The organism is Thioclava sp. JE_KL1 (genome assembly GCF_009296265.1).
Taxonomy (GTDB): domain Bacteria; phylum Pseudomonadota; class Alphaproteobacteria; order Rhodobacterales; family Rhodobacteraceae; genus Thioclava.
Genome location: NZ_WBJS01000003.1, coordinates 333,587 through 357,189, shown reverse-complemented (window position 1 = coordinate 357,189; position 23,603 = coordinate 333,587). Strand labels below are relative to the sequence as shown.

General features: G+C 64.6%; 23 protein-coding genes and 1 riboswitch. Of the genes, 11 read left to right on the top strand and 12 right to left on the bottom strand.

The features are described 5' to 3' along the window. Nucleotides 1-44: 44 nt before the first annotated feature. The 3 genes from F8R15_RS07100 to F8R15_RS07090 all read left to right on the top strand — a co-directional run bounded on the left by F8R15_RS07100 (nt 45) and on the right by F8R15_RS07090 (nt 2,156). Nucleotides 45-677 carry a DNA-3-methyladenine glycosylase gene (locus tag F8R15_RS07100; RefSeq protein WP_152844103.1) on the top strand — a complete coding sequence of 211 codons (633 nt, stop codon included), beginning with the start codon at nt 45-47 and terminating at the stop codon, nt 675-677. Beyond that, nucleotides 674-1,336, top strand: coding sequence for an alpha/beta hydrolase (locus tag F8R15_RS07095; RefSeq protein WP_152844102.1), 663 nt, complete (start codon nt 674-676; stop codon nt 1,334-1,336). Before F8R15_RS07100 ends, F8R15_RS07095 begins: the two co-directional genes overlap by 4 nt. 220 nt (nt 1,337-1,556) lie before the next feature. Further along, entirely contained in the window at nt 1,557-2,156 is a 600-nt protein-coding gene (locus tag F8R15_RS07090; RefSeq protein WP_078519371.1) for an HNH endonuclease, read from the top strand. 148 nt (nt 2,157-2,304) lie between these two features. Here the strand turns inward: F8R15_RS07090 and F8R15_RS07085 are convergent, their stop codons facing one another. The 4 genes from F8R15_RS07085 to F8R15_RS07075 form a co-directional block, all read right to left on the bottom strand. Further along, nucleotides 2,305-3,783, bottom strand: a complete 1,479-nt coding sequence (locus F8R15_RS07085; protein WP_078539480.1) for a SulP family inorganic anion transporter — start codon at nt 3,781-3,783, stop codon at nt 2,305-2,307. A 139-nt stretch (nt 3,784-3,922) separates the two neighbouring features. After that, nucleotides 3,923-4,600, bottom strand: a complete 678-nt coding sequence (locus F8R15_RS07080; RefSeq protein ID WP_152844101.1) for a DUF1638 domain-containing protein — start codon at nt 4,598-4,600, stop codon at nt 3,923-3,925. Next, nucleotides 4,597-4,755 carry a hypothetical protein gene (locus F8R15_RS21430; RefSeq protein ID WP_165756922.1) on the bottom strand — a complete coding sequence of 53 codons (159 nt, stop codon included), beginning with the start codon at nt 4,753-4,755 and terminating at the stop codon, nt 4,597-4,599. The genes F8R15_RS07080 and F8R15_RS21430 overlap by 4 nt, the downstream gene beginning before the upstream one ends. 117 nt (nt 4,756-4,872) lie before the next feature. Next, nucleotides 4,873-5,574: a B12-binding domain-containing protein gene (locus F8R15_RS07075; RefSeq protein WP_078519368.1), complete on the bottom strand. Its 702-nt coding sequence runs from the start codon at nt 5,572-5,574 to the stop codon at nt 4,873-4,875. Between the two features lie 169 nt (nt 5,575-5,743). Between F8R15_RS07075 and F8R15_RS07070 the strand changes: the two genes are divergently transcribed. After that, nucleotides 5,744-6,838, top strand: coding sequence for a PA0069 family radical SAM protein (locus tag F8R15_RS07070; protein ID WP_152844100.1), 1,095 nt, complete (start codon nt 5,744-5,746; stop codon nt 6,836-6,838). Between the two features lie 119 nt (nt 6,839-6,957). Here the strand turns inward: F8R15_RS07070 and bmt are convergent, their stop codons facing one another. Continuing rightward, a complete protein-coding gene (bmt, locus tag F8R15_RS07065; protein ID WP_152844099.1) occupies nt 6,958-7,980 on the bottom strand; it encodes a betaine--homocysteine S-methyltransferase in 1,023 nt (340 codons plus the stop codon). 187 nt (nt 7,981-8,167) lie between these two features. Beyond that, nucleotides 8,168-8,485 carry a DUF1476 domain-containing protein gene (locus tag F8R15_RS07060; RefSeq protein WP_078519365.1) on the bottom strand — a complete coding sequence of 106 codons (318 nt, stop codon included), beginning with the start codon at nt 8,483-8,485 and terminating at the stop codon, nt 8,168-8,170. A 270-nt stretch (nt 8,486-8,755) separates the two neighbouring features. Here F8R15_RS07060 and purC point away from each other — a divergent pair, with 270 nt between their 5' ends. The 6 genes from purC (at nt 8,756) to F8R15_RS07030 (ending at nt 17,325) form a co-directional block, all read left to right on the top strand. Further along, the gene (purC, locus tag F8R15_RS07055) at nt 8,756-9,517 is read left to right on the top strand and encodes a phosphoribosylaminoimidazolesuccinocarboxamide synthase (protein WP_078519364.1); all 762 of its coding nucleotides are present in this window, start codon (nt 8,756-8,758) and stop codon (nt 9,515-9,517) included. A 14-nt stretch (nt 9,518-9,531) separates the two neighbouring features. Beyond that, a complete protein-coding gene (gene purS / locus F8R15_RS07050; protein ID WP_078539473.1) occupies nt 9,532-9,771 on the top strand; it encodes a phosphoribosylformylglycinamidine synthase subunit PurS in 240 nt (79 codons plus the stop codon). 131 nt (nt 9,772-9,902) lie between these two features. Beyond that, a complete protein-coding gene (purQ, locus tag F8R15_RS07045) occupies nt 9,903-10,571 on the top strand; it encodes a phosphoribosylformylglycinamidine synthase subunit PurQ (protein ID WP_152844098.1) in 669 nt (222 codons plus the stop codon). A gap of 117 nt (nt 10,572-10,688) precedes the next feature. Beyond that, nucleotides 10,689-12,431, top strand: coding sequence for an ATP-binding protein (locus F8R15_RS07040; RefSeq protein WP_078539471.1), 1,743 nt, complete (start codon nt 10,689-10,691; stop codon nt 12,429-12,431). A gap of 3 nt (nt 12,432-12,434) precedes the next feature. Beyond that, the gene (locus tag F8R15_RS07035; RefSeq protein ID WP_075774544.1) at nt 12,435-13,766 is read left to right on the top strand and encodes a sigma-54 dependent transcriptional regulator; all 1,332 of its coding nucleotides are present in this window, start codon (nt 12,435-12,437) and stop codon (nt 13,764-13,766) included. A 598-nt stretch (nt 13,767-14,364) separates the two neighbouring features. Then, entirely contained in the window at nt 14,365-17,325 is a 2,961-nt protein-coding gene (locus tag F8R15_RS07030) for an Rne/Rng family ribonuclease (protein ID WP_152844097.1), read from the top strand. Nucleotides 17,326-17,391: 66 nt separating this feature from the next. Here the strand turns inward: F8R15_RS07030 and F8R15_RS07025 are convergent, their stop codons facing one another. Both F8R15_RS07025 and F8R15_RS07020 read right to left on the bottom strand, forming a co-directional pair. Further along, the gene (locus tag F8R15_RS07025; protein ID WP_152844096.1) at nt 17,392-17,826 is read right to left on the bottom strand and encodes a 6,7-dimethyl-8-ribityllumazine synthase; all 435 of its coding nucleotides are present in this window, start codon (nt 17,824-17,826) and stop codon (nt 17,392-17,394) included. Between the two features lie 81 nt (nt 17,827-17,907). After that, nucleotides 17,908-18,054, bottom strand: a riboswitch (FMN riboswitch). Nucleotides 18,055-18,118: 64 nt separating this feature from the next. Then, a complete protein-coding gene (locus F8R15_RS07020; RefSeq protein WP_078519357.1) occupies nt 18,119-18,346 on the bottom strand; it encodes a sulfurtransferase TusA family protein in 228 nt (75 codons plus the stop codon). A 94-nt stretch (nt 18,347-18,440) separates the two neighbouring features. Here F8R15_RS07020 and F8R15_RS07015 point away from each other — a divergent pair, with 94 nt between their 5' ends. Then, nucleotides 18,441-19,184, top strand: a complete 744-nt coding sequence (locus F8R15_RS07015; protein WP_078599256.1) for a cytochrome c biogenesis CcdA family protein — start codon at nt 18,441-18,443, stop codon at nt 19,182-19,184. A gap of 4 nt (nt 19,185-19,188) precedes the next feature. Here F8R15_RS07015 and F8R15_RS07010 read toward each other — a convergent pair whose 3' ends face one another. The 4 genes from F8R15_RS07010 to F8R15_RS06995 form a co-directional block, all read right to left on the bottom strand. Then, nucleotides 19,189-20,613, bottom strand: coding sequence for a UdgX family uracil-DNA binding protein (locus tag F8R15_RS07010; RefSeq protein ID WP_152844095.1), 1,425 nt, complete (start codon nt 20,611-20,613; stop codon nt 19,189-19,191). Then, nucleotides 20,613-21,848, bottom strand: a complete 1,236-nt coding sequence (locus F8R15_RS07005) for a putative DNA modification/repair radical SAM protein (RefSeq protein WP_152844094.1) — start codon at nt 21,846-21,848, stop codon at nt 20,613-20,615. Before F8R15_RS07005 ends, F8R15_RS07010 begins: the two co-directional genes overlap by 1 nt. A gap of 93 nt (nt 21,849-21,941) precedes the next feature. Further along, on the bottom strand, nt 21,942-22,715 hold the full coding sequence (locus tag F8R15_RS07000; protein WP_152844093.1) for a DUF2189 domain-containing protein: 774 nt from the start codon (nt 22,713-22,715) through the stop codon (nt 21,942-21,944). A gap of 106 nt (nt 22,716-22,821) precedes the next feature. Then, nucleotides 22,822-23,568, bottom strand: a complete 747-nt coding sequence (locus tag F8R15_RS06995) for an SDR family oxidoreductase (RefSeq protein WP_172976180.1) — start codon at nt 23,566-23,568, stop codon at nt 22,822-22,824. Nucleotides 23,569-23,603 lie beyond the last annotated feature (35 nt).

Here is a 23,603-nt window from a genome sequence, read left to right as displayed (position 1 = left end):
TTGGGGGCTGGCAAGCGGGCGCGGCATGAGGCAGGGTGTCGCGCATGGTTGGACGTATCATTACCTGCGAAGACGATATCGCCGAGGGCACCGAATTTCTCTGCCGCGCCGAGCCGCGTTTTGCCGAGGTTTGCGCGCTGACGGGGCCGTGGCCTCTGCGCCGCCGCGAGGACGGGTTCGAGGCGCTGCGCGACGCGATCATCGGCCAGCAGGTTTCGGTCGCCGCCGCCAACTCGATCCGCAACAAGGTGATCGGCGCGGGCTATGGCGATCCGGTCTCCATCGCGGGCGCCTCGGAAGAGGATCTGCGCGCCTGTGGCCTCTCGCGCCAGAAAGTGCGCTACCTGCAGGCGCTCTCCAATTCCGGCGTCGATTTCGCGGGTCTGCGCGCGATGCCCGACGAGGAGGTGGTCGCCCAGCTTCTGCCGATCCCCGGCATCGGGCGCTGGACGGTGGAGATGTATCTCATCTTCGCTCTGGGTCGCGCCGATGTCTTCGCGGTCGATGATCTGGCGCTCGCTGAAGGGGCGCGGATCCTGTTCGATTTGCCCGAGCGGCCCAAGCGCAAGCAATTCAATGAGCTATCGGCAGCCTGGTCGCCGTGGCGCGCGGTTGCGGCGCGCGGCCTCTGGGCCTATTACGCGGCCTGTAAAGATCGTGAAGGAGTTGCCCCATGACCCGCAAGCTGGAAGCCGGACGCAGAGAGTCGCAATCGGGGGTGGTGAAATCCGCCGTCGTTTTCCTGCATGGCTATGGCGCGGACGGGGCGGACCTGCTGGGCCTCGCCGATCCGCTGGGCCAGCACATGCCCGACACGCTGTTCCTCGCGCCCGACGCGCCCGAACCCTGCCGCGCGGCCCCTTACGGCCGTCAATGGTTCCCGATCCCCTGGATCGACAATTCCAGCGAAGCGGAATCCGCCCAAGGTCTCAAGGACGCGGCAGCCGACGTGGATGCTTTCCTCGATTCCGTGCTGGAAGAGCAGGGGCTGACGCCCGCGCAGCTCGCCGTGATCGGCTTCTCGCAAGGCACGATGACCGCACTCGAAGTGCTGCCGCGCCGGGCCGAGCCCGTGGCGGGGCTGGTGGCCTTCTCGGGACGTCTTCTGCGCCCGGAAGCCTTGGGCACTGAGGCGATCTCCAAACCGCCGGTTCTGCTGATCCATGGCGATCAGGATCCGGTCGTGCCCTTTGCCGACATGGGCAAGGCGGGCGATGCGCTGGTCTCGGCGGGGTTCGATACCTATGCCCATGTGATGAAGGGCACTGGCCACGGCATCGCGCCCGACGGGCTCTCGGTGGCGCTGTCCTTCCTGCAAGACAAACTGCCGGGCTGAGATGCCCGCGGCCGCCGATCGCCGCGGCACCTGCAACCTTGCCAAACGCTCGCGCAGCGTCATTTCTTTGTCATGGCTGTTTGCTACCTATGCCGCATGGCAGCAATCGCGAGATCAAGAGGCTTGCCAGATCGCGAACGCCATATATAGTCATGGATAAGGCAGGGGCGGACCCCGCCCCTGAGCCGAGGCAGGCGACAGGGCGAGGACGGAGTCACCCATGCTGGACGAGTGCGACAGGACGAATTTTCGAACCCAATTCACCCGCGAACCGGCGGCGCTGAGACAGCACCCGGCACTGGTGCTCAACGCCGATTTCCGGCCGCTCTCCTACTACCCGCTCTCGCTATGGCCTTGGCAGGAGGCGATAAAGGCGGTCTTCCTCGACAGGGTGACGATCCTCGCCGAATACGAAGAGGTGGTGCGTAGCCAGAGACAGGCCTTCAAAATCCCCTCCGTCGTCGTCCTCAAAGAATATGTCCGACCCCAGAAGCGCGTGGCTTTCACGCGCTTCAATCTTTTTCTGAGGGACGAATTCAAGTGCCAGTACTGCGGCAAGCGGGGCGACCTGACCTTCGACCATGTGATCCCTCGCTCGCGCGGTGGAATCACCAGCTGGGAGAATGTCGTGGCCGCCTGCGCGCCGTGCAACCTGCGCAAGGCCAACAAGCCGCTGGAGCGCTCCGGGATGCATCTTCTCAAGCCCGCGCGCCAGCCCCAGCCCGAGGATATGCTGCGCATCGGGCGTCGCTTCCCGCCGGGCTATTTGCATGAAAGCTGGATGGACTTCCTCTACTGGGACACCGAGCTGGAAGCCTAAGAAAAAGGGCGCGCCGCATCCGGCACGCCCGTCTTCGTATTGGTGGAAATATCCCGGGGGGCTTGCGCAGCAAGCGGGGGCAGAGCCCCCTCTGGCTTGGTTGATTGTCGCCCTCAGGCGACGGGGGGCAGAGCCCCCGCCGAGCGCCTCAGTGCCCCGCCGCGACCTGACCGCCATTCGACAGCTTGTCGATGATCGTCTCGGTCGCGTGGTTCATGCCCACGACCTTTACATCCGTCCCCGACATCCGGAACTTGCCTACCGCCCGGTCGAGCGCCGAGACAGAAGAGATATCCCAGATATGGGCGTGGGTCAGGTCGATCACCACGCGATCGAGCTTCTCCTGGAAGTCGAAGGCGCGGTTGAACTCTTCCACGGTCGCGAAGAAGATCTGGCCCTTGATGTAATAGGTCCGCAGGTGATGCGCCTCGTTGTAGCGCGAGGAGATCTCGGTCATCCGCGCGATCTTGCCCGCGAAGAAGATCCCCGAGAGCAGCACGCCCACGAGCACACCGATCGCGAGGTTATGGGTGGCGACGACGAAGGCGACGGTGGCCAGCATCACCACGTTGGACGACATCGGCATCGTGCGCAGCTGACCCAGCGAGGCCCAGCTGAACGTGCCGATCGACACCATGATCATGATCGCCACCAGCGCGGGCATCGGGATGCGGCCCACCCATTCGCCCAGCACCACGCAGAAGATCAGGAGCGCGATCCCGGCGGTCAGCGTCGACAAGCGCGTGCGCCCGCCTGAGGTGACGTTGATCACCGACTGGCCGATCATCGCGCAGCCCGCCATGCCCCCGATGAAACCGGTGCAGAAGTTGGCGATGCCCTGACCGAAGCATTCCTGACGACGGTCCGAACGCGTGTCGGTCATCTCGTCGACGATGTTCTGCGTCATCAGGCTCTCGAGAAGGCCGACGACCGCCACGCCCACCGAATAGGGCAGGATGATCTGCAGGGTCTCGAAGGTGAACGGCACGTTGGGGATCAGCAGCGAGGGCAGCTGATCGGGCAGGGCGCCCATGTCGGACACCGTGTGCACGTCGTTGAGCCCCAGCCCCATCGAGACCGCGCTGAGAACGAGGATTGCGATCAGCGGCGAGGGGATGGCGCGGAAGAAGCGCGGCAGCAGGTAGATGATCGCAAGGCCGAGCGCGACGAGTGCATAGGTCGCCACCACCGGCACGTTGGCCGGGTTCAGCTCGGGCCATTGCGCCATGAAGATCAGGATGGCGAGCGCGTTCACGAAACCCGTCATCACCGATTTCGACACGAAGCGCATCACGGTCCCGAGGTTCAGCGCCCCGGCGATCACCTGAAGCACGCCCGCGAGCACCGTCGCGGCCAGCAGGTAGTCGAGCCCGTAGCTGCGCACCAATGTGCCCATCAGCACGGCGGTTGCAGCGGTCGCGGCCGAGATCATACCCGGGCGGCCACCGAAGAAAGCGGTGATCGTGGCGATCATGAAGGAGGCGTAGAGGCCCACTTTCGGGTCCACGCCCGCGATGATCGAGAAAGCGATGGCCTCGGGGATCAGCGCGAGCGCGACCACGAGACCGGAGAGAATGTCAGCGCGGTAGTTGCCAGTCCACTGGCTGCGCCATTGCGACAAGGTCATACGGTTGTCCTGCAATTAGAAAGGCCCGCGACCGGGGAGGGGCGGGCCGGAGGGATGTGAGATTTGGCGAAGCCAATACCCGGGTGACGTAGCGATGCCAAGCCCCGGAGGTCGGGTTTTAAGAAAAATTCAAAGAGGATTAAGCCGGATTGCCCGATTTCGCGGCAAATTTCGCGAGACTGGTGGCCAGATCGCCATAGCCCGTAAAACGCCGTTCATAGCGCAGGCCGAGCCGCTCCGCGGCCTCACGCGCCTTCGCGTCGAGCGCGGGATCGTCGGTCTGGGCCTGATATATCAGCCGGTCGTAATTGCCGAACATCATCGGGATCAGCTCGGGGTGACGATCGAAGCCCATCGGCTTCCAGACGAAAGCATCGAACTGACGGGTCAGGAAATCGGTGAGATAGAAGGCCGTGATTTCGTCCTCGGCGGTCTCGGCAAAGGCCGCGTTACCTTCAAAAAACGAATAACAATGGGGGCCATCGACCATCTCGACCCCCAAAGACTTGCACTTTTCCAACAATTGCCCGCCCGTACCGCAATCGGCATAGACCACGAAGATATCGTCATATTGGTCGCGATAGCGCAGCACCGCCTCTTCGACGGCGGCGGTGATCTTCTCGGGGTATAGGTGCAGATTGGCGGGCAGGCAGGTCAGGTCGATGTGATCCCAGCCATTGATCCGCTTGAGCGCGAGAATCTCCCGCGCCAGCGCCCCGCAGGCGATCAGCAGAAGACGCCCCGAGCCCTCGGGAGCTAAACCATTTTCGGATAGGATCGTGTCGCCGGGAAGCGAGGCAGCTTTCTGGGCGGTCATTCCACTCGTGCCATCATCCGGGCAACGCCTGCTGCGACGAGAACCATCAGCCCGAGCATCGCCATTGGCACGCCCGAAGCGGCAAAGGCCCAGATCGTCAAGCCCGCCAGAACGATCACAAACAGGATCAGCAGCAGAAAATGTGGCAGCGGCATTTCTCGTTTCCCCCTTCTCTTCAAGTATGGGGCGGGGAAGCGCACATGAAAAGGCCCCGATGAAAAAATCGGGGCCTTCTCCATACATATCAGCCTAGATGCGCGCGCGATCGGCGATCAGGCGCTCATCTGGTTGTGCTTGCGGGCGATGAAATCCTTCGCCGTTTCCACCGCCACGGCGGCGTCGCGGCAATAGGCGTCGGCACCGATCGCCTTGCCGAATTCCTCGTTGAGCGGCGCACCGCCCACCAGAACGATGTAATCGTCGCGGATGCCCTGTTCCTTCATCGTGTCGATCACGACCTTCATATAGGGCATCGTGGTGGTCAGCAGCGCGGACATGCCGAGGATGTCGGCCTCTTCGCGCGCGATCGCTTCGAGGTAGTTCTCGACCGGGTTGTTGATCCCCAGATCGACGATCTCGAAACCTGCGCCTTCCATCATCATCGCAACGAGGTTCTTGCCGATATCGTGGATATCGCCCTTCACCGTCCCGATGACCATCTTGCCCATGCGCGGCGCGCCGGTTTCGACCAGCAGCGGCTTGAGGATGGCCATGCCGCCCTTCATCGCATTCGCCGCCAGCAGCACTTCCGGCACGAACAGAATGCCGTCGCGGAAGTCGTTGCCCACGATGGTCATGCCCGCGACGAGGGCCTTGGTCAGAATGTCATACGGCGTCCAGCCGCGGTCGAGCAGGATGCGGGTGGCCTCTTCGATCTCTTCCTTGAGACCGTCATAGAGGTCATCCATCATCTGCGCGGTGAGCTCGTCGTCGTCGAGTTCCGAGAGGATGATATCGTCTTCGTCTTCGGCCATGTCCAATAGTCTCCTGCTAGCCGGTGTTACCCTGTGGTGAGGCCGTGGCCCCGTCAAGTCTTGGCGATTTGCGACATGCGCGGTGTTTTGTCCGACCTCGCATGGTGTTGGTAGGTCCGCATCGGGACTCTACTTGGCAAATGTTCTCATTTCGTTCTAAATTCCGGGCATGAGTCTGCCATTCGATCTTCCCCCCGCGAACCCGTCCGAGCGTCTGCGCGCGCGCGGTGCCGCGGCGCGCCCCGTGGGCCGGTTCGAGCCCTTCTCCCGCGCGCCCGAGCATGACGGCTGGGACATCCCCGAAGAAGAGCGCCTGACGCGCACCGAGGTCTTGGTGGAGCGTCCGCGCTCCGTCATCACCCGCAACCAGTCGCCCGATGTGCCCTTCGAGCGATCGCTCAACCCCTATCGCGGCTGCGAGCATGGCTGCATCTACTGCTTCGCACGGCCCAGCCACGGCTATCTCGGCCTCTCGGCGGGCTTGGATTTCGAGACCCGGCTGATCGCACGCCCCGAGGCGCCGCAGGTGCTCGAAGAGGAGCTGCGCAAGAAAAGCTACCGCCCGAACGTGCTCGCCATCGGCACGAATACCGACCCCTACCAGCCGCTCGAGCGCAAGATGGAGATCATGCGCGCCGTGCTGGAAGTGCTGCAGGCCTATCGCCACCCGGTCTCGATCGTCACCCGTGGCTCGACCATTCTGCGCGATCTCGACATCCTCGCGCCGATGGCCGAGGCCGGATTGGCGCAGGTCGGCGTCTCGGTCACGACGCTCGACGCCAAACTCGCCCGCGATCTGGAGCCGCGCGCGCCCAGCCCGCCGACCCGTATCCGCATGATCCGCGAACTCTCGCGCGCCGGTATCCCGGTCCGCGTGATGGCCGCGCCGATGATCCCGGGGCTCACCGATCACGAGCTGGAGGCGATCCTGACCGAGGCGCGCAGGGCAGGGGCCAAGGCCGCGTCGATGATGCCGGTGCGGCTGCCGCATGAGGTGGCGCCGCTTTTCGCCGACTGGATGGAGCGGCATCACCCCGGCAAGGTCGAGAAGGTGCTGGGCCGGATCCGCGACATGCGCGGCGGCAAGCTCAACGATCCGCGCTTCGGCGAGCGGATGAAGGGCGAAGGCGAGATGGCGGAACTGTTGCAGCAGCGGTTCAAGCTGAGCTGCAAGCGGCTCGGCTTCTCGCGTCATCTGCCCGATCTCGACGTGACGCAGTTCCGCGTGCCGCCCCGGCCGGGCGATCAGCTCGAACTGTTCTGATCTCGTCTGAGACGCGCGCATGCTCCATCCGCCGGGAAACCCCGGCCCTTCCTTCGTTTTGGTTCAAATATCCCGGGGTGAGGCCGCAAGGCCGAGGGGCAGAGCCCCTCGAACCGCGCTTAGCTGCGGCGACGGCCCCGGCGTTCGCGCTTGGGCGCATCCCCGCTCAGCCCGTCATCCTCCGACGAGAACCCGCCGAGAACCGAGGAGATCTGATCCAGCGTCGGGCGCTCGCCGCGCGGACGCGTCTCCAGCGCCTCGCGCATCGCCACCAGATGCTCGGCCATCGTGCCGCAGCAGCCGCCGATGATCGTCGCGCCGCAATCGCGCGCCATCACCGCATATTCCGCCATCAGCTCGGGCGTACCGTCGTAATGGATATGACCGTCGACATATTTCGGGATGCCCGCATTGCCCTTGGCGATGATCGGGCGCTCGGTCCCGGTGGCGGCAAAGCCCAGAACCGTGCGCAGCAGGTCGGCCGCGCCGACGCCGCAATTCGCGCCGAAGGCCAGCGGCGGGTGAGCCAGCTTTTCGACCATCGAGACCATCGCCTGCGAGGTCAGCCCCATCATCGTGCGGCCTGCGGTGTCGAAGCTCATCGTGCCGCACCAGGGCATGCCCGCCAGATGGCAGGCTTCGGCGGCGGCCTTGTATTCTTCCTGCGCCGAGATCGTCTCGACCCAGAGGATATCCGCGCCGCCCTCTTTCAGGCCCTCGGCCTGTTCGTGGAACATTTCGACCGCGAGTTCGTGGGTCAGCGTGCCCATCGGCGCGAAAATCTCGCCGGTCGGGCCCATCGAGCCCGCAACGATCACGGGACGCGACTGCTTGTCGGCCACGTCGCGGCCGATCTCGGCGGCGAGGCGGTTGAGTTCGCGCACGCGGTTCTGCGCGTTGTGCAGTTTCAGCCGCGAGGCATTGCCGCCGAAGCTGTTGGTCAGAAACAGGTCCGAGCCCGCATCGACGGCCAGCGAATAGAGCTTCGCGATCTTCGCGGGCTCGTCGGCATTCCACAGTTCCGGCGCATCGCCCGAGGCCAGCCCCATGTTGAACAGGTTGGTGCCGGTCGCGCCATCGGCCATCAGCCAATCGCGGGTTTCCAGAAGGCGGCTCAGCGCGTCGGTTTTCGGGGCGGTCATAAGGGCCTCGTCAAATGCAAAGGGCCGCGTCGGGCGCGGCGGTTGGGTTTGTCCTGCCATGACAGGCGGGAATTGGCAAATTCGTTTCCTTCATGTTCTTGATGAAGGCGCTGCAATCTCGGACTGAAATGCAAAAGGCCGGACGCGCGGGGCATCCGGCCTTTTAATCTGCGTCATCGGCGAGGGCTCACTCGGCCTCGTCGACCACCTGACGGCGCGCCTCGGCCATGCATTCGGCCATCTTCGCGCGGATCGTCTGTTCATCGGCCTTGTCGCCGAGATCGCCCGAGAGCTTGCGGTACACGTCTTCGTGGCCCGCTTCCTCGAAATCGGAGGTCACGACCTCGCGGACATAGGCATCGGCCTCGGGGCCGGTTTTGCCCAGAAGCTCTGCGGCCCATTGGCCCAGCATCTTGTTGCAGCGGGCATCGGCCTTGAACTGCAGCTCGGCATCATGCGCGAACTTGTTCTCATAGGCGTTTTCGCGATCGTCGAAGGTGGTCATGGCCCACGTCCCTCCCGGTAAAGTCTCCGTTACCTCCGATATGCACATGCACGGCGTGCGCCGCAAGAGGAAAGGGCCGCGATTTGGCCGGTTTGACGGGGCTGTGCATCTGCGTGAAGTGGCGTGCGCTTTACCTTGCGAGACTCGCGGGCTTGTCCTATAGGGCGGGCAACACCCTTTCGCGGACGGCGCGCAGGGGCGTGCGCGGCATTCCCGACGGTATGCGGCGCAGGCCCTGGCACCGCCGCGCCAAGTGAGAACGGAGACGCGATGGCACCCCGGCGCAAGAAGATCTACGAAGGCAAGGCGAAGGTTCTGTATGAAGGCCCCGAGCCCGGAACGCTGGTCCAGTATTTCAAGGACGACGCGACCGCCTTCAACGCTCAGAAAAAGGACGTGATCGAGGGCAAGGGCGTGCTCAACAACCGCCTGTCCGAGTATTTCATGACCGGCCTGACCAATATCGGCGTGCCGAACCACTTCATCAAACGGCTCAACATGCGCGAGCAGCTGATCCGTCAGGTGGAGATCGTGCCGCTCGAAGTGATCGTGCGCAACTTCGCCGCCGGTTCGATCGCGAAGCGTCTGGGCATGGAAGAGGGCACGCCGCTGCCGCGTCCGATCGTCGAATACAGCTACAAGAACGACGATCTGGGCGATCCGCTCGTGCCCGAGGAATATATCATCGCCTTCGGCTGGGCGAGCCAGCAGGACCTCGATGACATCGTGGCGCTGGCGCTGCGCGTGAACGACTTCCTGACCGGCGTGTTCTACGGCGTCGGCATCAAGCTGGTCGATTTCAAGATCGAGATCGGTCGCGTCTGGGATGGCGATTTCATGCGCCTGATCGTGGCCGACGAGATCAGCCCCGACAGCTGCCGCCTGTGGGACGTCAAGACGGGCCAGAAGCTCGACAAGGACGTGTTCCGCCGCGATCTGGGCAGCCTGACCGATGCCTATACCGAAGTCGCCAAGCGCCTTGGCGTGCTGCCGACCAATACCCAGCCGATCAAACCGACGCTGATCAACTGAAAGGACCGCTCGTGATGAAAGCCCGCGTTCATGTCATGCTGAAGGATGGGGTGCTCGACCCGCAGGGCGAGGCCGTCCGTCACGCATTGGGCCATATGGGGTTCGGCGGCGTCGAAGGCGTGCGTCAGGGGAAGGTGATCGAACTGGACCTGAGCGCCACCGATGCAGCCTCTGCCGAGGCCGAGGTGAAAGAGATGTGCGAGAAGCTCCTCGCCAATACCGTGATCGAGAAATACACCATCGAGATCGCCTGATCCGGGTCGGGTGGGGGGCGCTGCCCCCCTTGGCCTGCCGGCCAATTCCCCCCCGGGATATTTGTACCAAGCCGAAGGCCGCACAGGCCTTACCCGACAGGTTCGACCCTCAAGGCCAGGAGTTTGCACCCATGAAAGCCGCCGTCATCACCTTCCCCGGATCGAATTGCGACCGCGACCTGAGCATGGCCTTCGCGGCAGCCGGGGCGGATGTCGTCAAGATCTGGCACAAGGAAACCGCATTGCCTGAAGGCATCGACATCATCGGTGTGCCGGGCGGGTTCTCCTATGGCGATTATCTGCGTTGCGGCGCGATCGCCTCGCGCTCGCCCATCGGGCAGGCGGTGGCGGATTTCGCAGGCAAGGGCGGCTATGTCATCGGCATCTGCAACGGCTTTCAGGTGCTGACCGAGATGCGGCTGCTTCCGGGCGCCTTGATGCGTAACGCAGGGCTGAAATTCGTCTCGAAACCGCTGGCTCTGCGCGTCGCGACGACCGACAGCGCCTATACCTCGGGCTATGAGGCGGGGCAGGAGATCGTGATCCCGGTCGCCCACCATGACGGCAATTACCAGATCGATCCCGAAGGCCTTGCCCGCATCGAGGGCGAGGACCGCGTGGCGTTCCGCTATGTCGAGAACCCCAACGGCTCCGTCGACGATATCGCGGGCGTGCTGAGCGAGAACCGCCGGGTGCTGGGCATGATGCCTCACCCCGAGCGCGCGATCGAGCCTGCGCAGGGCGGCGCCGATGGGGCGGCGCTTTTCCGCGCGTTGAGCGGGATGCTGGCAACCGCCTGATCTCGCGCGCTTGTTGCGCTCTGGGCCTTGGCTTAGACTTCGCGCATGACGCACGTGCAGACACGTTCGACGATTTTACCTGACGAGCCGCCCGAGAGTGAGGGCGGGCTCGGCGTGATGGCGCGCTCGCCACGCGCCCGTTGGCTGCTGCGCGTCGCTGTGGTGTTGATCCTCGCGCTGGCGGGGGCGGTGATGTGGATCACCAACCAGTGGCTGACCCAGCGTTTCACCGAGACGACGCGCGTGCGCACCGAGCTGCGGCTTGCGCTTTACACCGGCAACATCATGTCGGAGTTGCAGCGGACATCGGTTGTGCCGCTGTTGCTCGCGCGCGATCCGGAGCTGACGCAAGCCCTTGATACAACGGATTATTCCACCGCCTCGGCGCAGCTGATCACGGCCAAGAAAGAGGTCGCGGTGGCTTCGATCCGGCTGTTGGACATGCAGGGCCGGGTGGTGGCGTCGACCAATCGCACGCAGATCGGCACGCCCTTCCCGAACGCGCCCTTCTTCGTCGATGCGACCCGCTCGCGCGGGACGATCTTCTCGCTCAACGAGCCCGAGGCGGGCGGCACCGAGTTCGATTATTCGCGGGCCGTCATTCAGAACAACAAGCCCGTCGGCGTGATCGTGGTCGAGGCGGATCTGTCGAAATTCGAACGCGCCTGGGCCGGGATTTCCGATGCGCTGGCGGTGGTCGACAGCGAGGGCAAGATCATCCTGACAACCGAGCCGCGCTGGCGCGGGGTGACGATGTCGGAGGCGCTGGCCGCGCGGTCTGCCCCCTCCGCGATCGAACGCGCGCTGCAGGCGACTGCGGACTGGGCCAATGACGCGCCCGACGCCTATCTCAAGGGGCGCGCGGTGATGCGCACCGAGGCGCGGATTCCCTTCCGCGGCTGGAAGATGATCGCCTTCACCAGCTACGATTCCGTGCGTGAGCGGGTGAATGCGGTGCTCGCGCTCGAGATCATGGGTTTCGCGATCCTGCTGGCGCTGGTCTTCTACGCGCTGTCGCGGCGCGCGCGGCGGCAAAGCCAGGAATTGCGCGCGGAATCGGCGGAGCTGCGCCAGCTCAACACCCGGTTGAGCCGCGAGATCGCCGAGCGCGAGAAGGCCCAGCAGGATCTGGCCGTGGCCGAACAGACGATCGCGCAAAGTTCGAAACTCGCGGCTTTGGGGGAAATGTCGGCGGCGGTGAGCCACGAATTGAACCAGCCCTTGGCCGCGATGAAGACCTATCTGGCAGGCGCGAAACTGCTGTTGCAGCGCGCCCGGGTCGAGGAGGCGCTGTCGTCTTTCCAGCGCATCGACGACCTGATCGGTCGCATGGGCGCGATCACGCGGCAGCTCAAATCCTATGCCCGCAAGGGCGGCGAGGCCTTCGAGCCGGTGGACCTGCGGGTGGCGCTGTCGGAGGCGCTCTCGATGATGGAGCCGCAGCTGAAAATTCGCAAATTGCACATTTCGCGCACCATGCCGCGCAGTCCTGTTATGGTCATGGCGGACCGCATCCGGCTGGAGCAGGTGATCATCAACCTGTTGCGAAACGCACTCGACGCCACCAAGTCGGTTGAGGAACCTCAAGTGGAGTTGTTGCTTACCTCGGGTGAGACGGCCGTGCTGAGCGTGCGTGATAACGGTCCCGGAATTTCGGATCTCGACAAGCTGTTCGAGCCGTTCTGGACCACGAAGAAACCGGGGGAAGGGACGGGGCTGGGCCTCGCGATCTCGTCCTCCATCATCAGTGATTTCGGGGGTCGTCTGACCGCCCATAATTCCGAAAGCGGGGGTGCAGTGTTCGAAGTTCAGTTGCCCCTCCTGGCGGACAAGAACAGGGCCATAAAGGCCGCGGAGTAAGACATGGCAAGACTAATGAAGGTAGCGATCGTCGATGACGAGGAAGATATGCGGCAATCCGTCAGCCAATGGCTGGCGCTGTCGGGCTTCGACGCCGAGACCTATGCCAGCGCCGAAGACGCGCTGAAAGTGATCGGCCCCGATTGGCCGGGCGTGGTGATCACCGACATCCGGATGCCCGGCATGGACGGGATGGCCTTTCTCAAGCGGCTGATGGGGATCGATAGCGGTCTGCCGGTCATCATGATCACTGGCCACGGCGATGTGCCGATGGCGGTCGAGGCGATGCGTCTCGGCGCGATGGACTTCATGGAAAAGCCGTTCTCGCCGGATCGGATGACCGAACTGGCCAAGCGCGCCACGCAGGCGCGCCGCACGACGCTGGACAACCGGGCGCTACGCCGCGATCTGGCCGAGGGCGAGAAGGTGATGGGCAAGCTGATCGGCACCTCCGAGCCGATGGAGCGTCTGCGCGAGGATATTCTCGATCTGTCTCAGGCGGATGGCCACGTGCTGATCGACGGCGAGACCGGCACCGGCAAGACGCTGGTGGCGCATGCGCTGCACGCGACGGGCCCCCGCGCGGGCAAGAAATTCGTGATGGTCAGCTGCGCCGCGCTGACCGAAGAAGCACTCTCGGCCAAGCTGTTCGGCCCGGTCGAGGAGGGCGGTCTGCCGCTGATGGAAGAGGCCCGCGGTGGCACGCTCTGCCTCGAGGATGTCGAGGCGCTTAGCCAGTCGCTGCAGGCGCGGCTCTTGCAATTCATCAACGATCAGGGCGCACCGGCGGAAACGCGGATCGTCGCGATCTGCAATACCCATGGCGAGGGCAAGACGGTCGAGGACGCGCTGCGCCCCGATCTTTATTACCGCCTCGCCGCGCTGAAGATCACCCTGCCGCCGCTGCGCGCGCGCGGCGAAGATATCCTGACGCTGTTCAACCGCATGTCCGAGCAATTCGCCGATGAGTATGGCTGCGACGTGCCGGAGGTGACCGCGCAGGAAGCCGCGCAACTGCTGCAGGCCCCGTGGCCGGGCAATGTGCGCCAGCTGATCAACGTGGCCGAACGCGCGGTGCTTCAATCGCGCCGGGGGTCGGGCTCGATCGCGTCACTGCTGATGACCGACGACGAAGAGGCGGGCCCGGCGGCGATCACGACCGAGGGCAAACCGCTCAAGGAATATGTCGAGAGCTTCGAAAAGATGCTAATCGACAATACGATGCGGCGCCACAAGGGCTCGATCTCGGCGGTGATGGAAGAGCTGTGCCTGCCGCGCCGGACCCTGAACGAGAAGATGGCCAAATACGGCCTCGCCCGCGCGGATTACCTGTAAGGTCCGCGCGCCCGCATCTTCGCCTCTAGGTGCGAAGCGTGCGGGCGGCATTCGAACAAGACGACGTGAGCGGCGCGGGCCTGAATGGCACCGCGCCGCGGCATTTTTCGGCCTGCGGCGGAAAATCCCCGGAACAGGCCTGCCCAATCGCTGAACATCGTGAGACTCCGGGGGGCGATTAACCCTTCCCTTACGAAAATTCGATTGTGTTCCCGTAGGCTGTGCCGCTATGGTCGGAACCAGTCGGTTTCACGCCATAAGTGTGGACCCACCGAAATTCGCTGATGCCTTGGCCGATCCGGCGCAGATGATGCGCAAGGGGCCCCGGCTCAACCGATTGGCCGCAAGGCCGCAAGTTTGTCTCCCTCTTCCGCATTTGCCGGGACGGAGGCCGTTAATTGGGCGCCAAGCGGCTAAGCCGATCGCGCCTTGGAAAGAACCGCGATGATGCGTGACGGGATATCGCAGATGAGGACGGGCAGGCTCGACGCCACCGCCGTCTGCACGCATGTCCGCAACCTCGCCTCAAGGACAGTTTCAGCCCAAGACAGCGCCGCGCCCCCGGGCAGGTCGCAAAGGGCTGACCTATTGGATTTACATGGCAAAGAAGATGCTTATCGATGCCACCCACGCGGAAGAGACCCGCGTCGTGGTGGTGGACGGCAACAAGGTTGAAGAATTCGACTTTGAGACCATCAACAAACGGCAGCTCGCCGGAAATATCTATCTCGCGAAAGTAACGCGCGTCGAACCGTCGCTGCAGGCGGCCTTCGTCGACTACGGCGGAAACCGGCATGGCTTCCTCGCCTTCGCGGAAATCCACCCCGATTACTACCAGATCCCGGTCGCCGACCGCGAAGCGCTGCTGGAAGAAGAACGCCAGCTCGCCGAAGCCGCGGCTGCGGAAGAGGACAAGCCGAAATCTTCGCGCCGCCGCCGCTCGCGCCGGTCGTCGAACAAGGCGGAGAAGGCCAAGCAGGACGAAGCGGTCGTCAGCTCGGACGAGATCCCGGGCATGGGCGTCGTCGATCCCGAGGCGGAAGGCGAGAGCGCCGACGCCTCCAGCGACGAGACCAAAGCCGAAGCGCAGACGGAAACCTCCGAGGCCCCGGCCGAGGACGCGCCCGCTCAGGAGGCTGCTGAAAGGCCCGCCGCTGCGGCTGAGACCGCGTCCGACGAGGATGACAGCGACGACTCCGACGACGATGACGACGACGCGGGCGATGACGCTGCCGAGGCCGATAGCGGCATCGAATCCGTCGCCGACGAGGATGTCGAAGAAGAAATCCGTCCGGCCCGCAAGCCGCGTCCGCGCCGCTACAAGATCCAGGAAGTGATCAAGGTCCGCCAGATCATGCTGGTGCAGGTCGTCAAGGAAGAGCGCGGCAATAAGGGCGCTGCGCTGACCACCTATCTCTCGCTGGCAGGTCGCTACTGCGTGCTCATGCCCAACACCGCGCGCGGTGGTGGCATCAGCCGCAAGATCACCAACGCCGCCGACCGCAAGAAGCTCAAGGAAATCGCGGGCGAGCTGGACGTGCCGAAGGGCGCGGGCCTGATCGTGCGCACGGCGGGCGCGCAGCGCACCAAGACCGAGATCAAGCGCGACTACGAATACCTGATGCGCCTGTGGGAGCAGATCCGCGACCTGACGATGAAATCCGTCGCACCCGCGCCGATCTACGAGGAAGGCGATCTGATCAAGCGGTCGATCCGCGACCTCTACAACAAGGATATCGACGAGGTTCTCGTCGAGGGCGAGCGCGGCTACCGCGCGGCGAAGGCGTTCATGAAGATGATCATGCCGAGCCACGCCAAGAACGTGAAGCACTACGCCGAGTCGCTGCCGCTGTTCGCGCGCCATCAGGTGGAGAGCTACCTCGCATCGATGTTCAACCCGACCGTTCAGCTCAAGTCCGGCGGTTACATCGTGATCGGCGTCACTGAGGCGCTCGTCGCCATCGACGTGAACTCGGGTCGGGCCACCAAGGAAGGCTCGATCGAGGAAACCGCGCTCAAGACCAACCTGGAGGCCGCCGACGAAGTGGCACGCCAGCTGCGCCTGCGCGACCTGGCCGGGCTGATCGTGATCGACTTCATCGACATGGACGAGCGTAAGAACAACAACGCCGTCGAGAAGCGCATGAAGGAACGTCTCAAGACCGACCGCGCGCGCATTCAGGTCGGCCGCATCTCCGGCTTCGGCCTGCTCGAGATGAGCCGCCAGCGCCTGCGTCCGGGCATGATCGAATCCACGACCCAGCCCTGCACCCATTGCCACGGCACCGGCCTGATCCGTTCGGATGACAGCCTCGCGCTGAGCGTCCTGCGCGCGATCGAGGAAGAGGGCACCCGCAAACGGACCCGCGAGGTTCTGGTGCGTGCGCCCGTCGCGGTTGCCAACTACCTGATGAACGCCAAGCGCGAGCATGTGGCGGTGATCGAGGCGCGTTACGGCATGTCCGTGCGCATCGAAGCCGCGCCGGAACTCGTCTCGCCCGATTTCACCATCGAGAAGTTCAAGACCGCGACGCGGAATGTCGCGGAAGTGGAGAGCCCCGTGGTGTCTGCTTCGGCCAGCCTGATGGCCGAGATCGACGACGCCGAGGACGAGGTGGAGATCGAAGTTGAAGCCGAGGCCGAGGCCGAGGAGCAGACCCAGAAGGTCGAGACCGACGCCGAGGAGCAGCCGAAGAAGAAACGTCGTCGCCGTCGTCGTCGCCGGAAGTCGAATGGCGAGAACGGGGAGAACGGGGAGAATAACGACTCCTCGGAGAACGGCGATCAGTCGTCGGACGACCAGAAGTCGGACGAGCAGAAGTCCGAGCCGGCCGAAGGTCAGGAAGCGCCCGCCAAGGCCGAACCCGCGCAGGCGGCAGAAGCTCCGGCGGACGAGGCTAAAACCGAGGCGCAAACCGACGCGAAAACCGAGGCTCAGCCCGAGGAAGAAGCGCCGAAGCCGAAGCGCCGTTCGCGCGCCCGCAAGAAGGTGGAAGAGCCGAAACCCGAAGCCGAGACCGCGGAGGCCCCCACTGAGGGCACCGAAGCCAAGGCCGAGGAAGAAGCGCCCAAGCCGAAGCGTCGCACGCGGTCGCGCAAGAAGGTGGACCCGGAGGCCGACGCGCAAGCCGCCGTCGAAGGCAGCGCTGCAGAGGTCAAGGCCGACGCCGCAGAGGCAGCCGAGGAGGCTCCCAAGCCCAAGCGTCGCTCCCGTGCGCGCAAGAAGGTCGAGGAGCCCGTCGCAGCGACGTCCGGGACGCCCGAGCCGCCGGAAACCCCGCAGCCCGACGCGCCCACTGAGCCGCAGGAGACGCCGCAGCCCGACGCGCCGGTCGAGACGCCTGAGCCCACGCCGCAGGAAACTCCTGTCGACGTGCCGCCGGAAGCGCCGCCCGCGCCCGAACCGGAAACCCCGTTCGAGCAGCCGCCGGAAACGCCGCAGCCTGATGCGCCGGTCGAACTGCCCGGTGGTCCGGCCTTCGCCGAGACTGAGGCAGAGGGCGAGACCATGACCGAGGAGGCACCCAAGCCTAAGAAGCGGGGCTGGTGGAGCCGCTAAGGCACTTTCAGATTTGAGAAAGGCCGGGCAGAGCGCCCGGCCTTTTTCGTATTTCGTTTTCCGCGCTCAGGCCGCCAGTTCCTGTGCCGGGCGGGTCAGTTGCAGCGCCGCGCGCGCTGCCTCGCGGCCCTTCTCGACGAAATGGCTGGCGAAGATCGCCCGGTGGTGATCGGTCTCCTGGAACTGATGCGGGGTCAGCGAGACCGACAGCACGGGCACGCCCGTCTCCAGCCCCACCTGCATCAGTCCATTCACCACGGCCTGCGCCACGAAATCATGCCGATAGATCCCGCCATCGACGACCAGCGCCGCCGCCGCGATCGCGCCATAGCGGCCCGTGCGGGCCAGTTCCTGCGCCTTCATCGGCAGCTCGAACGCGCCGGGCACGTCGAAGACATCGACCTGCGCTTCCGGGATCTCTTCGAGAAACCCCTCGAGCGCACGGTCGACGATATTGGCGTGCCAATTGGCTTTGATGAAGGCGTAACGGGTGTGTGTCATCGTAATCTCCTTGCATAGCGACACGTCACCCAAGGCGATCACATGCAGTCCGCGCCCACGCGCTAAGGCACGGGGTCGGCTGCATATTCTCTTCCATCCGGACTGTAACCGTCGGCTCAGGCCTCGCACCTGATCTGCTGACCCTCGCACGTCGGCGAGGCGCTCGCGGGCTCGCGGATTTCGCCGCATACCGCCGGTGGGGAATTTCGCCCCGCCCTGAGAATGGCCGGAGATTGGCACGCGCTTTTGCGCTCGGCAAGGGGCTTAGTTGCCGGGCGCAGCGTGACGGTCATCACCCCTTGCGCACCAGATAAACCTTCACGCCTTCCCAATCCTCGGCCTCGACCAGTTCGTGTCCGGTCTGAGCGCAGAAATGCGGCACGTCGATCCAGCTCGCGCCATCGGTCGCGACCAGTTGGACCAGTGCGCCGGGCGCGGCCGACTCGAGCGCTTTGCGCAGGCGCAGAACGGGCAGGGGGCAGAGCAGCCCCTTCGCATCGATTTCGATATCGGGCGTCATGGCGGAGGTTCTCGCGCGCCCGCGCTGATTTGTCCACGCTGTTGTTATCTCACGACCCGGTGACCGCGCGCGAGGAATGGGGTAGAGGAGGAACATGTTTGGAATCGATCTCGTCTCCGCTGCGTTCCTGCCCGCCGCCTTTGTGGCGCTCTTTGCGGGTCTGTTGTCATTCCTCAGCCCCTGCGTGCTGCCGATCGTGCCGCCCTATCTCGCCTATATGGGCGGGGTGAGCATGGGCGATCTGCGCGAGGGCAAGCGCTCGGCGGTGGTCCCGGCGCTGTTCTTCGTGCTGGGCTTGTCGACGGTGTTCCTGTTCATGGGGTTCGCCGCCTCGACTTTCGGGCGGTTCTTCCTGACCAATCAGGTGCTGTTCGGACGAATCGCAGGCGGGGTGATCGTGATCCTCGGCCTGCATTTCCTCGGCGTGTTCCGCATCCCGATCCTCGACCGTGAGGCGCGGCTGGATGCGGGCGACCGGGGCGGCTCGTCGCTTGGTGCCTATGTTCTGGGCCTCGCTTTCGCCTTCGGCTGGACGCCCTGCATCGGCCCGCAACTGGGTGCGATCCTGTCGCTGGCCGCCCAAGGCGGCGATCAGGCGCGCGGGACGGCGCTACTGGCAGTCTATGCGCTGGGTCTGGGCATCCCGTTCCTGCTGGCCGCGCTGTTCATCCAGCGTGCGATCGGGGTGATGAACCGGCTCAAGGCCTATATGGGGATCATCGAGAAGACGATGGGCGCGCTCCTGGTCGTCGTCGGGATCCTGCTGCTGACCAACGCGTTCTCGGCGATCAGCTTCTGGCTGCTGGAGACCTTCCCGAGCCTTGCCGTGCTGGGCTGAGCCCTCAGGCCACCATTTGCGCCGCGCGGGCCAGATCGGCCTCGAAAGCCCGCAGCATCGCGGGCTTTTCGATGTCCGGCAGGCGTAGCAGGTAAGACGGATGCACGGTGATCAGCATCGGCGTGCCGTCCTCGAGCACCTCCACCGTGCCGCGCCGTTTGAGAAGGCCACGCCGATCCCCGGTGAGGCTCTCCAGCGCGGTCGCTCCCATCGCGAGGATCGCCTTCGGCTTCACCAGCGCGCGCTCCTGATCGAGCCACCAGCGGCAGTGGTGGATTTCCTGCCGGTCGGGCGACTGGTGGATCCGCCGCTTGCCCCGCGGAGTGAATTTGAAATGCTTCACCGCATTGGTGATGAAGGCGCGCTCGCGGAAGAGGCCAGCCCGCGCCGCGACCTCGTCGAAAAGCTGCCCGGCGGGGCCGACGAAGGGGCGGCCTTCGAGATCCTCGAAATCGCCCGGCTGCTCGCCCACGATCATCAGCGGCGCATCGAGCGGCCCTTCGCCCGGCACGGCCTGCGTCGCGTTCTCCCAAAGCGGGCAGCGGCGGCAGCCATTCAGCCCGGCCAGCAATTCCGCGCGATCGCCCACGGGCGGCGGCGTGGCGCGGTCGCTTGCCAGCCGCTTGGTGATCTTGCCCGCACGGGACGGGGCGAGCGTGGGTGCGTTGGCCGCCATCTCCTCGGCGCGGGCCTGCGCGGTCGCGATCATCTCGGGGATAAGCCCGGCCTCGGGCAGGTTGTGCCAATATTTGCGCGGCATCTCGGATTGCATCGCGCCGACCTTCAGCCGCGCCGGGTTGAAGATGTTGCGGAAATAGGTGCGCCAGAGGTCTTCCGCGCCATCCTCGGGCAAGTCAGGGCGCGGCTGGCCCTCGGAGAAGCGCAACTTGCCCGCTTCGAAATGTGCGGTCAGGTCGGGCGTGAAGATCGACCAGTCCATATCGCCGAAGCGCTTGACGAAGAACGGCGCGGTCAGCTCGCAGATGTAATGCGAGGGCTCGAACCACGCGGCAAAGCGGCGGCGGGGGGCGTCGGGCGCGCCGATCTCGCGGAAGCGCACGAAGGCGGTCATCTTGTGGCGGTCGCGCGAGACTTCCTTGGCCATGCGGTTGAGCCGGTCGATGTGCGGATCGGCACGGTCTTCCAGCAGGCGCTTGTCGGATCGCAGCGCCCAGAGCACCGCGTAAGCCCGCGCGAAGCGTTCCGGGTCGCGATGGCAGATCACGAGGCGGGCGAGATCGACAAACGCTTTCGGCACACTGACTGCGCTGCCCGTGGGGGTAGGGGCGTCCTGCGCGAAGAGATCGGCCTCCGCCGCCCCGCGATGCCAGAGAAGCTCCTCAGGCGGGATGCCAGCGCCCAAGGCTGCGCGGGCCTCGTCTCGCCACGCCTCGAACGTGCCGATCTCGGGCAGGGTGATCGTGCGCATCACAGCAGCTGCAACTGCTGCGGTGGTGGGGCGAAACGGGCGCGCAGGTCTGCCGCATCGGTCAGCGCACGCGGGTGCCAGTCCAGCAGCGTGATGAAGGGTTTCGCCTGCTTCAGGTTCGCCCCCATCCGGCGCAGATCCTCGTAGCGCAGCGTCCGATGGCGGCGCGTCGCCAGCACCCGACCCACCGTCTTCACCCCCAGCCCCGGTACCCGCAGCAGCATCTCGCGCTCGGCCCGGTTCACGTCGAGCGGAAACAGATGCCGGTTCGCCAGCGCCCAGGCGAGCTTTGGGTCGACCGTCAGATCGAGATTGCCGTCGGTCGCGCCTTGCGAAATCTCGTCCACGTCGAAGCCATAAAAGCGTAGCAGCCAATCCGCCTGATAGAGCCGATGCTCGCGCATCAAGGGCGGTTTGATCAGGGGCAGGGCGGCGGAACTGTCGGGGATCGGCGAGAAGGCGGAGTAATAGACGCGCTTGAGCGCATAGCTCGAATAGAGCCGCGTCGAGGTCTTCAGGATCGTGGTGTCATTCGCCCCGTCCGCGCCGACGATCATCTGCGTCGATTGCCCGGCGGGCGCGAATTTCGGAGGGCGCTTGCCGGTGAAGCTGCGTTCCTTGCGGGCGTCGCGCAGCAGCCGCACATCGCCCATCGCGCGGCGGATTTGGGCGGGATCCTTCTCGGGGGCGTAGTCCTGCACCGCGCGGTCGGTCGGCAGTTCGACATTGATCGAGAGGCGGTCGGCGTAAAGCCCGGCCTCCTCGATCAGTTCGGGCGCGGCATCGGGGATGGTTTTCAGATGGATATAGCCGCGGAAATTATGCTCCACCCGCAGGAGCTTCGCGATCCGCACCATGTCGGTCATCGTGTCGTCGGGCGAGCGGATGATGCCGGAGGAGAGGAACAGCCCCTCGATATAGTTGCGGCGGTAGAATTCCAGCGTGAGGGTCACGACTTCCTCAGGCGAGAACCGCGCGCGGGTGACGTTCGAACTGACCCGGTTCACGCAATAGGCGCAGTCGTATATGCAGAAATTCGTCATCAGGATCTTCAGCAGGCTGATGCAGCGCCCGTCCGGCGTGTAGGCGTGACAGATGCCGGAGCCTGTGACCGAGCCGATCCCCTTGCCATCCTTGGAGTCGCGCCTTTGCCCCCCGCTCGACGCGCAGGAGGCATCGTATTTCGCCGCATCCGAGAGGATCGCCAGTTTCTGATCGAGGGTCATTCTTGTCATGTGTTCACTATATGTTCACATTTTTCGCCTTTCAATAAATCCATGACAAAGGGGCGCGAAAATCGCGCCCCTTCGGAAAACCTCGCCTCGGTTTCAGGCCGTCAGGCGGCGATACATGTGCCAGCTGGCATGGCCCAGCACCGGCAACACGATGAACAGGCCAAGAAAGACCGGCAGCATCCCGATGAACAGGCTTGCCGCGATCACCATGCCCCAGATCGCCATCGAGACCGGGTTGGCGGCGACTGCCCGCATCGAGGTGAGGATGGCGGTGATGATGTCGATTTCGCGATCCATGATTAGCGGCAGGCCGACCACGGTGAAGGAAAACAGGATCGCCGCGAAGGCCGCCCCGATCGCAGAGCCGATCGTCAGCATCATCAGCCCGTTACCGGTCAACAGGATTTCGGGCGAGCTGGAGACATTGGTGAAGGCCGACAGCCCCATGAACAGCGCGAAGGTCGTGTGGGCCACGAAGACCCAGAACATGAACATCATCAGGATCAACATCGCCATCGAGGGCGTCTGGCGATCTTTCTCGGAAACGCAGCAGGCGATCACCTCACGCCAGACCAGCGGCTCTTGAGCTTCCAGCCTACGACTGACGGTGTAGAGACCCATCGCGGCAAAGGGCGCGAGCAGCGGAAAGCCGAGCGCGAAGGGGATCAGCCACCATTCCTCGCCCTGGGCTGCGAATACGGTCCAGAGCACGATGCCACCGAGCACGTAGAAGCCCGAAAACATCAGCCCGAAGGCCGGGGCGCGTTTGAAATCGTTCCATCCTGCCTTCAGGATGTCTGGTATTTCCGAGACCTGAAGGTCGCGGATATGCGGCACCTCGGAGGGCGGCGACGCGATCGTTTGCATGTGTATTCTCCCTGACTGAGGGCCCTCTCCCCAAGGCCCGCAACTTCACGTTGCGTCACGCGGGCGTGATCTGTCCAGAGAATTGCGCGCTGCGTCGCCGCGAGGCTCAGCCGCCCATCCGTTTCGTCAGCCGCAGCGACAGCGCATAAGGTAGTCGTTTCAATAGCTTGAGCTGCCATGTGAGGCGGCGGGGGAAGTGGGTCTCGAAGCGGTCCTTGGCCAGCCCGTCGGCAATGCGGCGGGCGGCGTCGTCGGCCTCGATCATGAAGGGCATGGCGAAATCGTTCTTCTCCGTCAGGCGAGTCTTCACGAAACCGGGAGAGATCAGGCGCACGTCAATCGCGGGCGCATATTCCACGCGCAGGCTCTCGACGAGGTTGATCACGGCGGCTTTCGAGGCTGAGTAGAGCTGGCCTTTCGGCAGGCCGAAGATGCCCGCGACCGAGCCGAAGATCACCAATTGCCCACCTTCGCGCAGCAAGCCGGGAGCGGCCTGCGCGAACCACAGCGTGCCGAGCAGGTTAACCTCCACCAGCTTGCGTGCCGCATCGCGCTCGATTTCATCGACGCGGCCGGGATCGTAGAGCGCCGCGGTGATGATCATCGCGTCCAGCGGCCCGTGGGTGAGGATCTCGCCGCGCGCATCGTCGAGGCTTTCGGGATCGGAGACGTCGCAGGGCACGACTTCGCCCTGACCCAGTTCCGCCTTCAGCGCGTCCAGCGGCTCGACCGAGCGGGCCGACAGCACCAGCCGCGCCCCGCGCGTAGCCAGTTCGCGCGCCAGCGCTTGCCCGATGCCCGAGCTCGCGCCCATGATCCAGATGCGTTTGTCCTTGAACTCCACGGTGCTCATCCTCTCGCTACTGGAGAGGATACGCGCCAAAACCG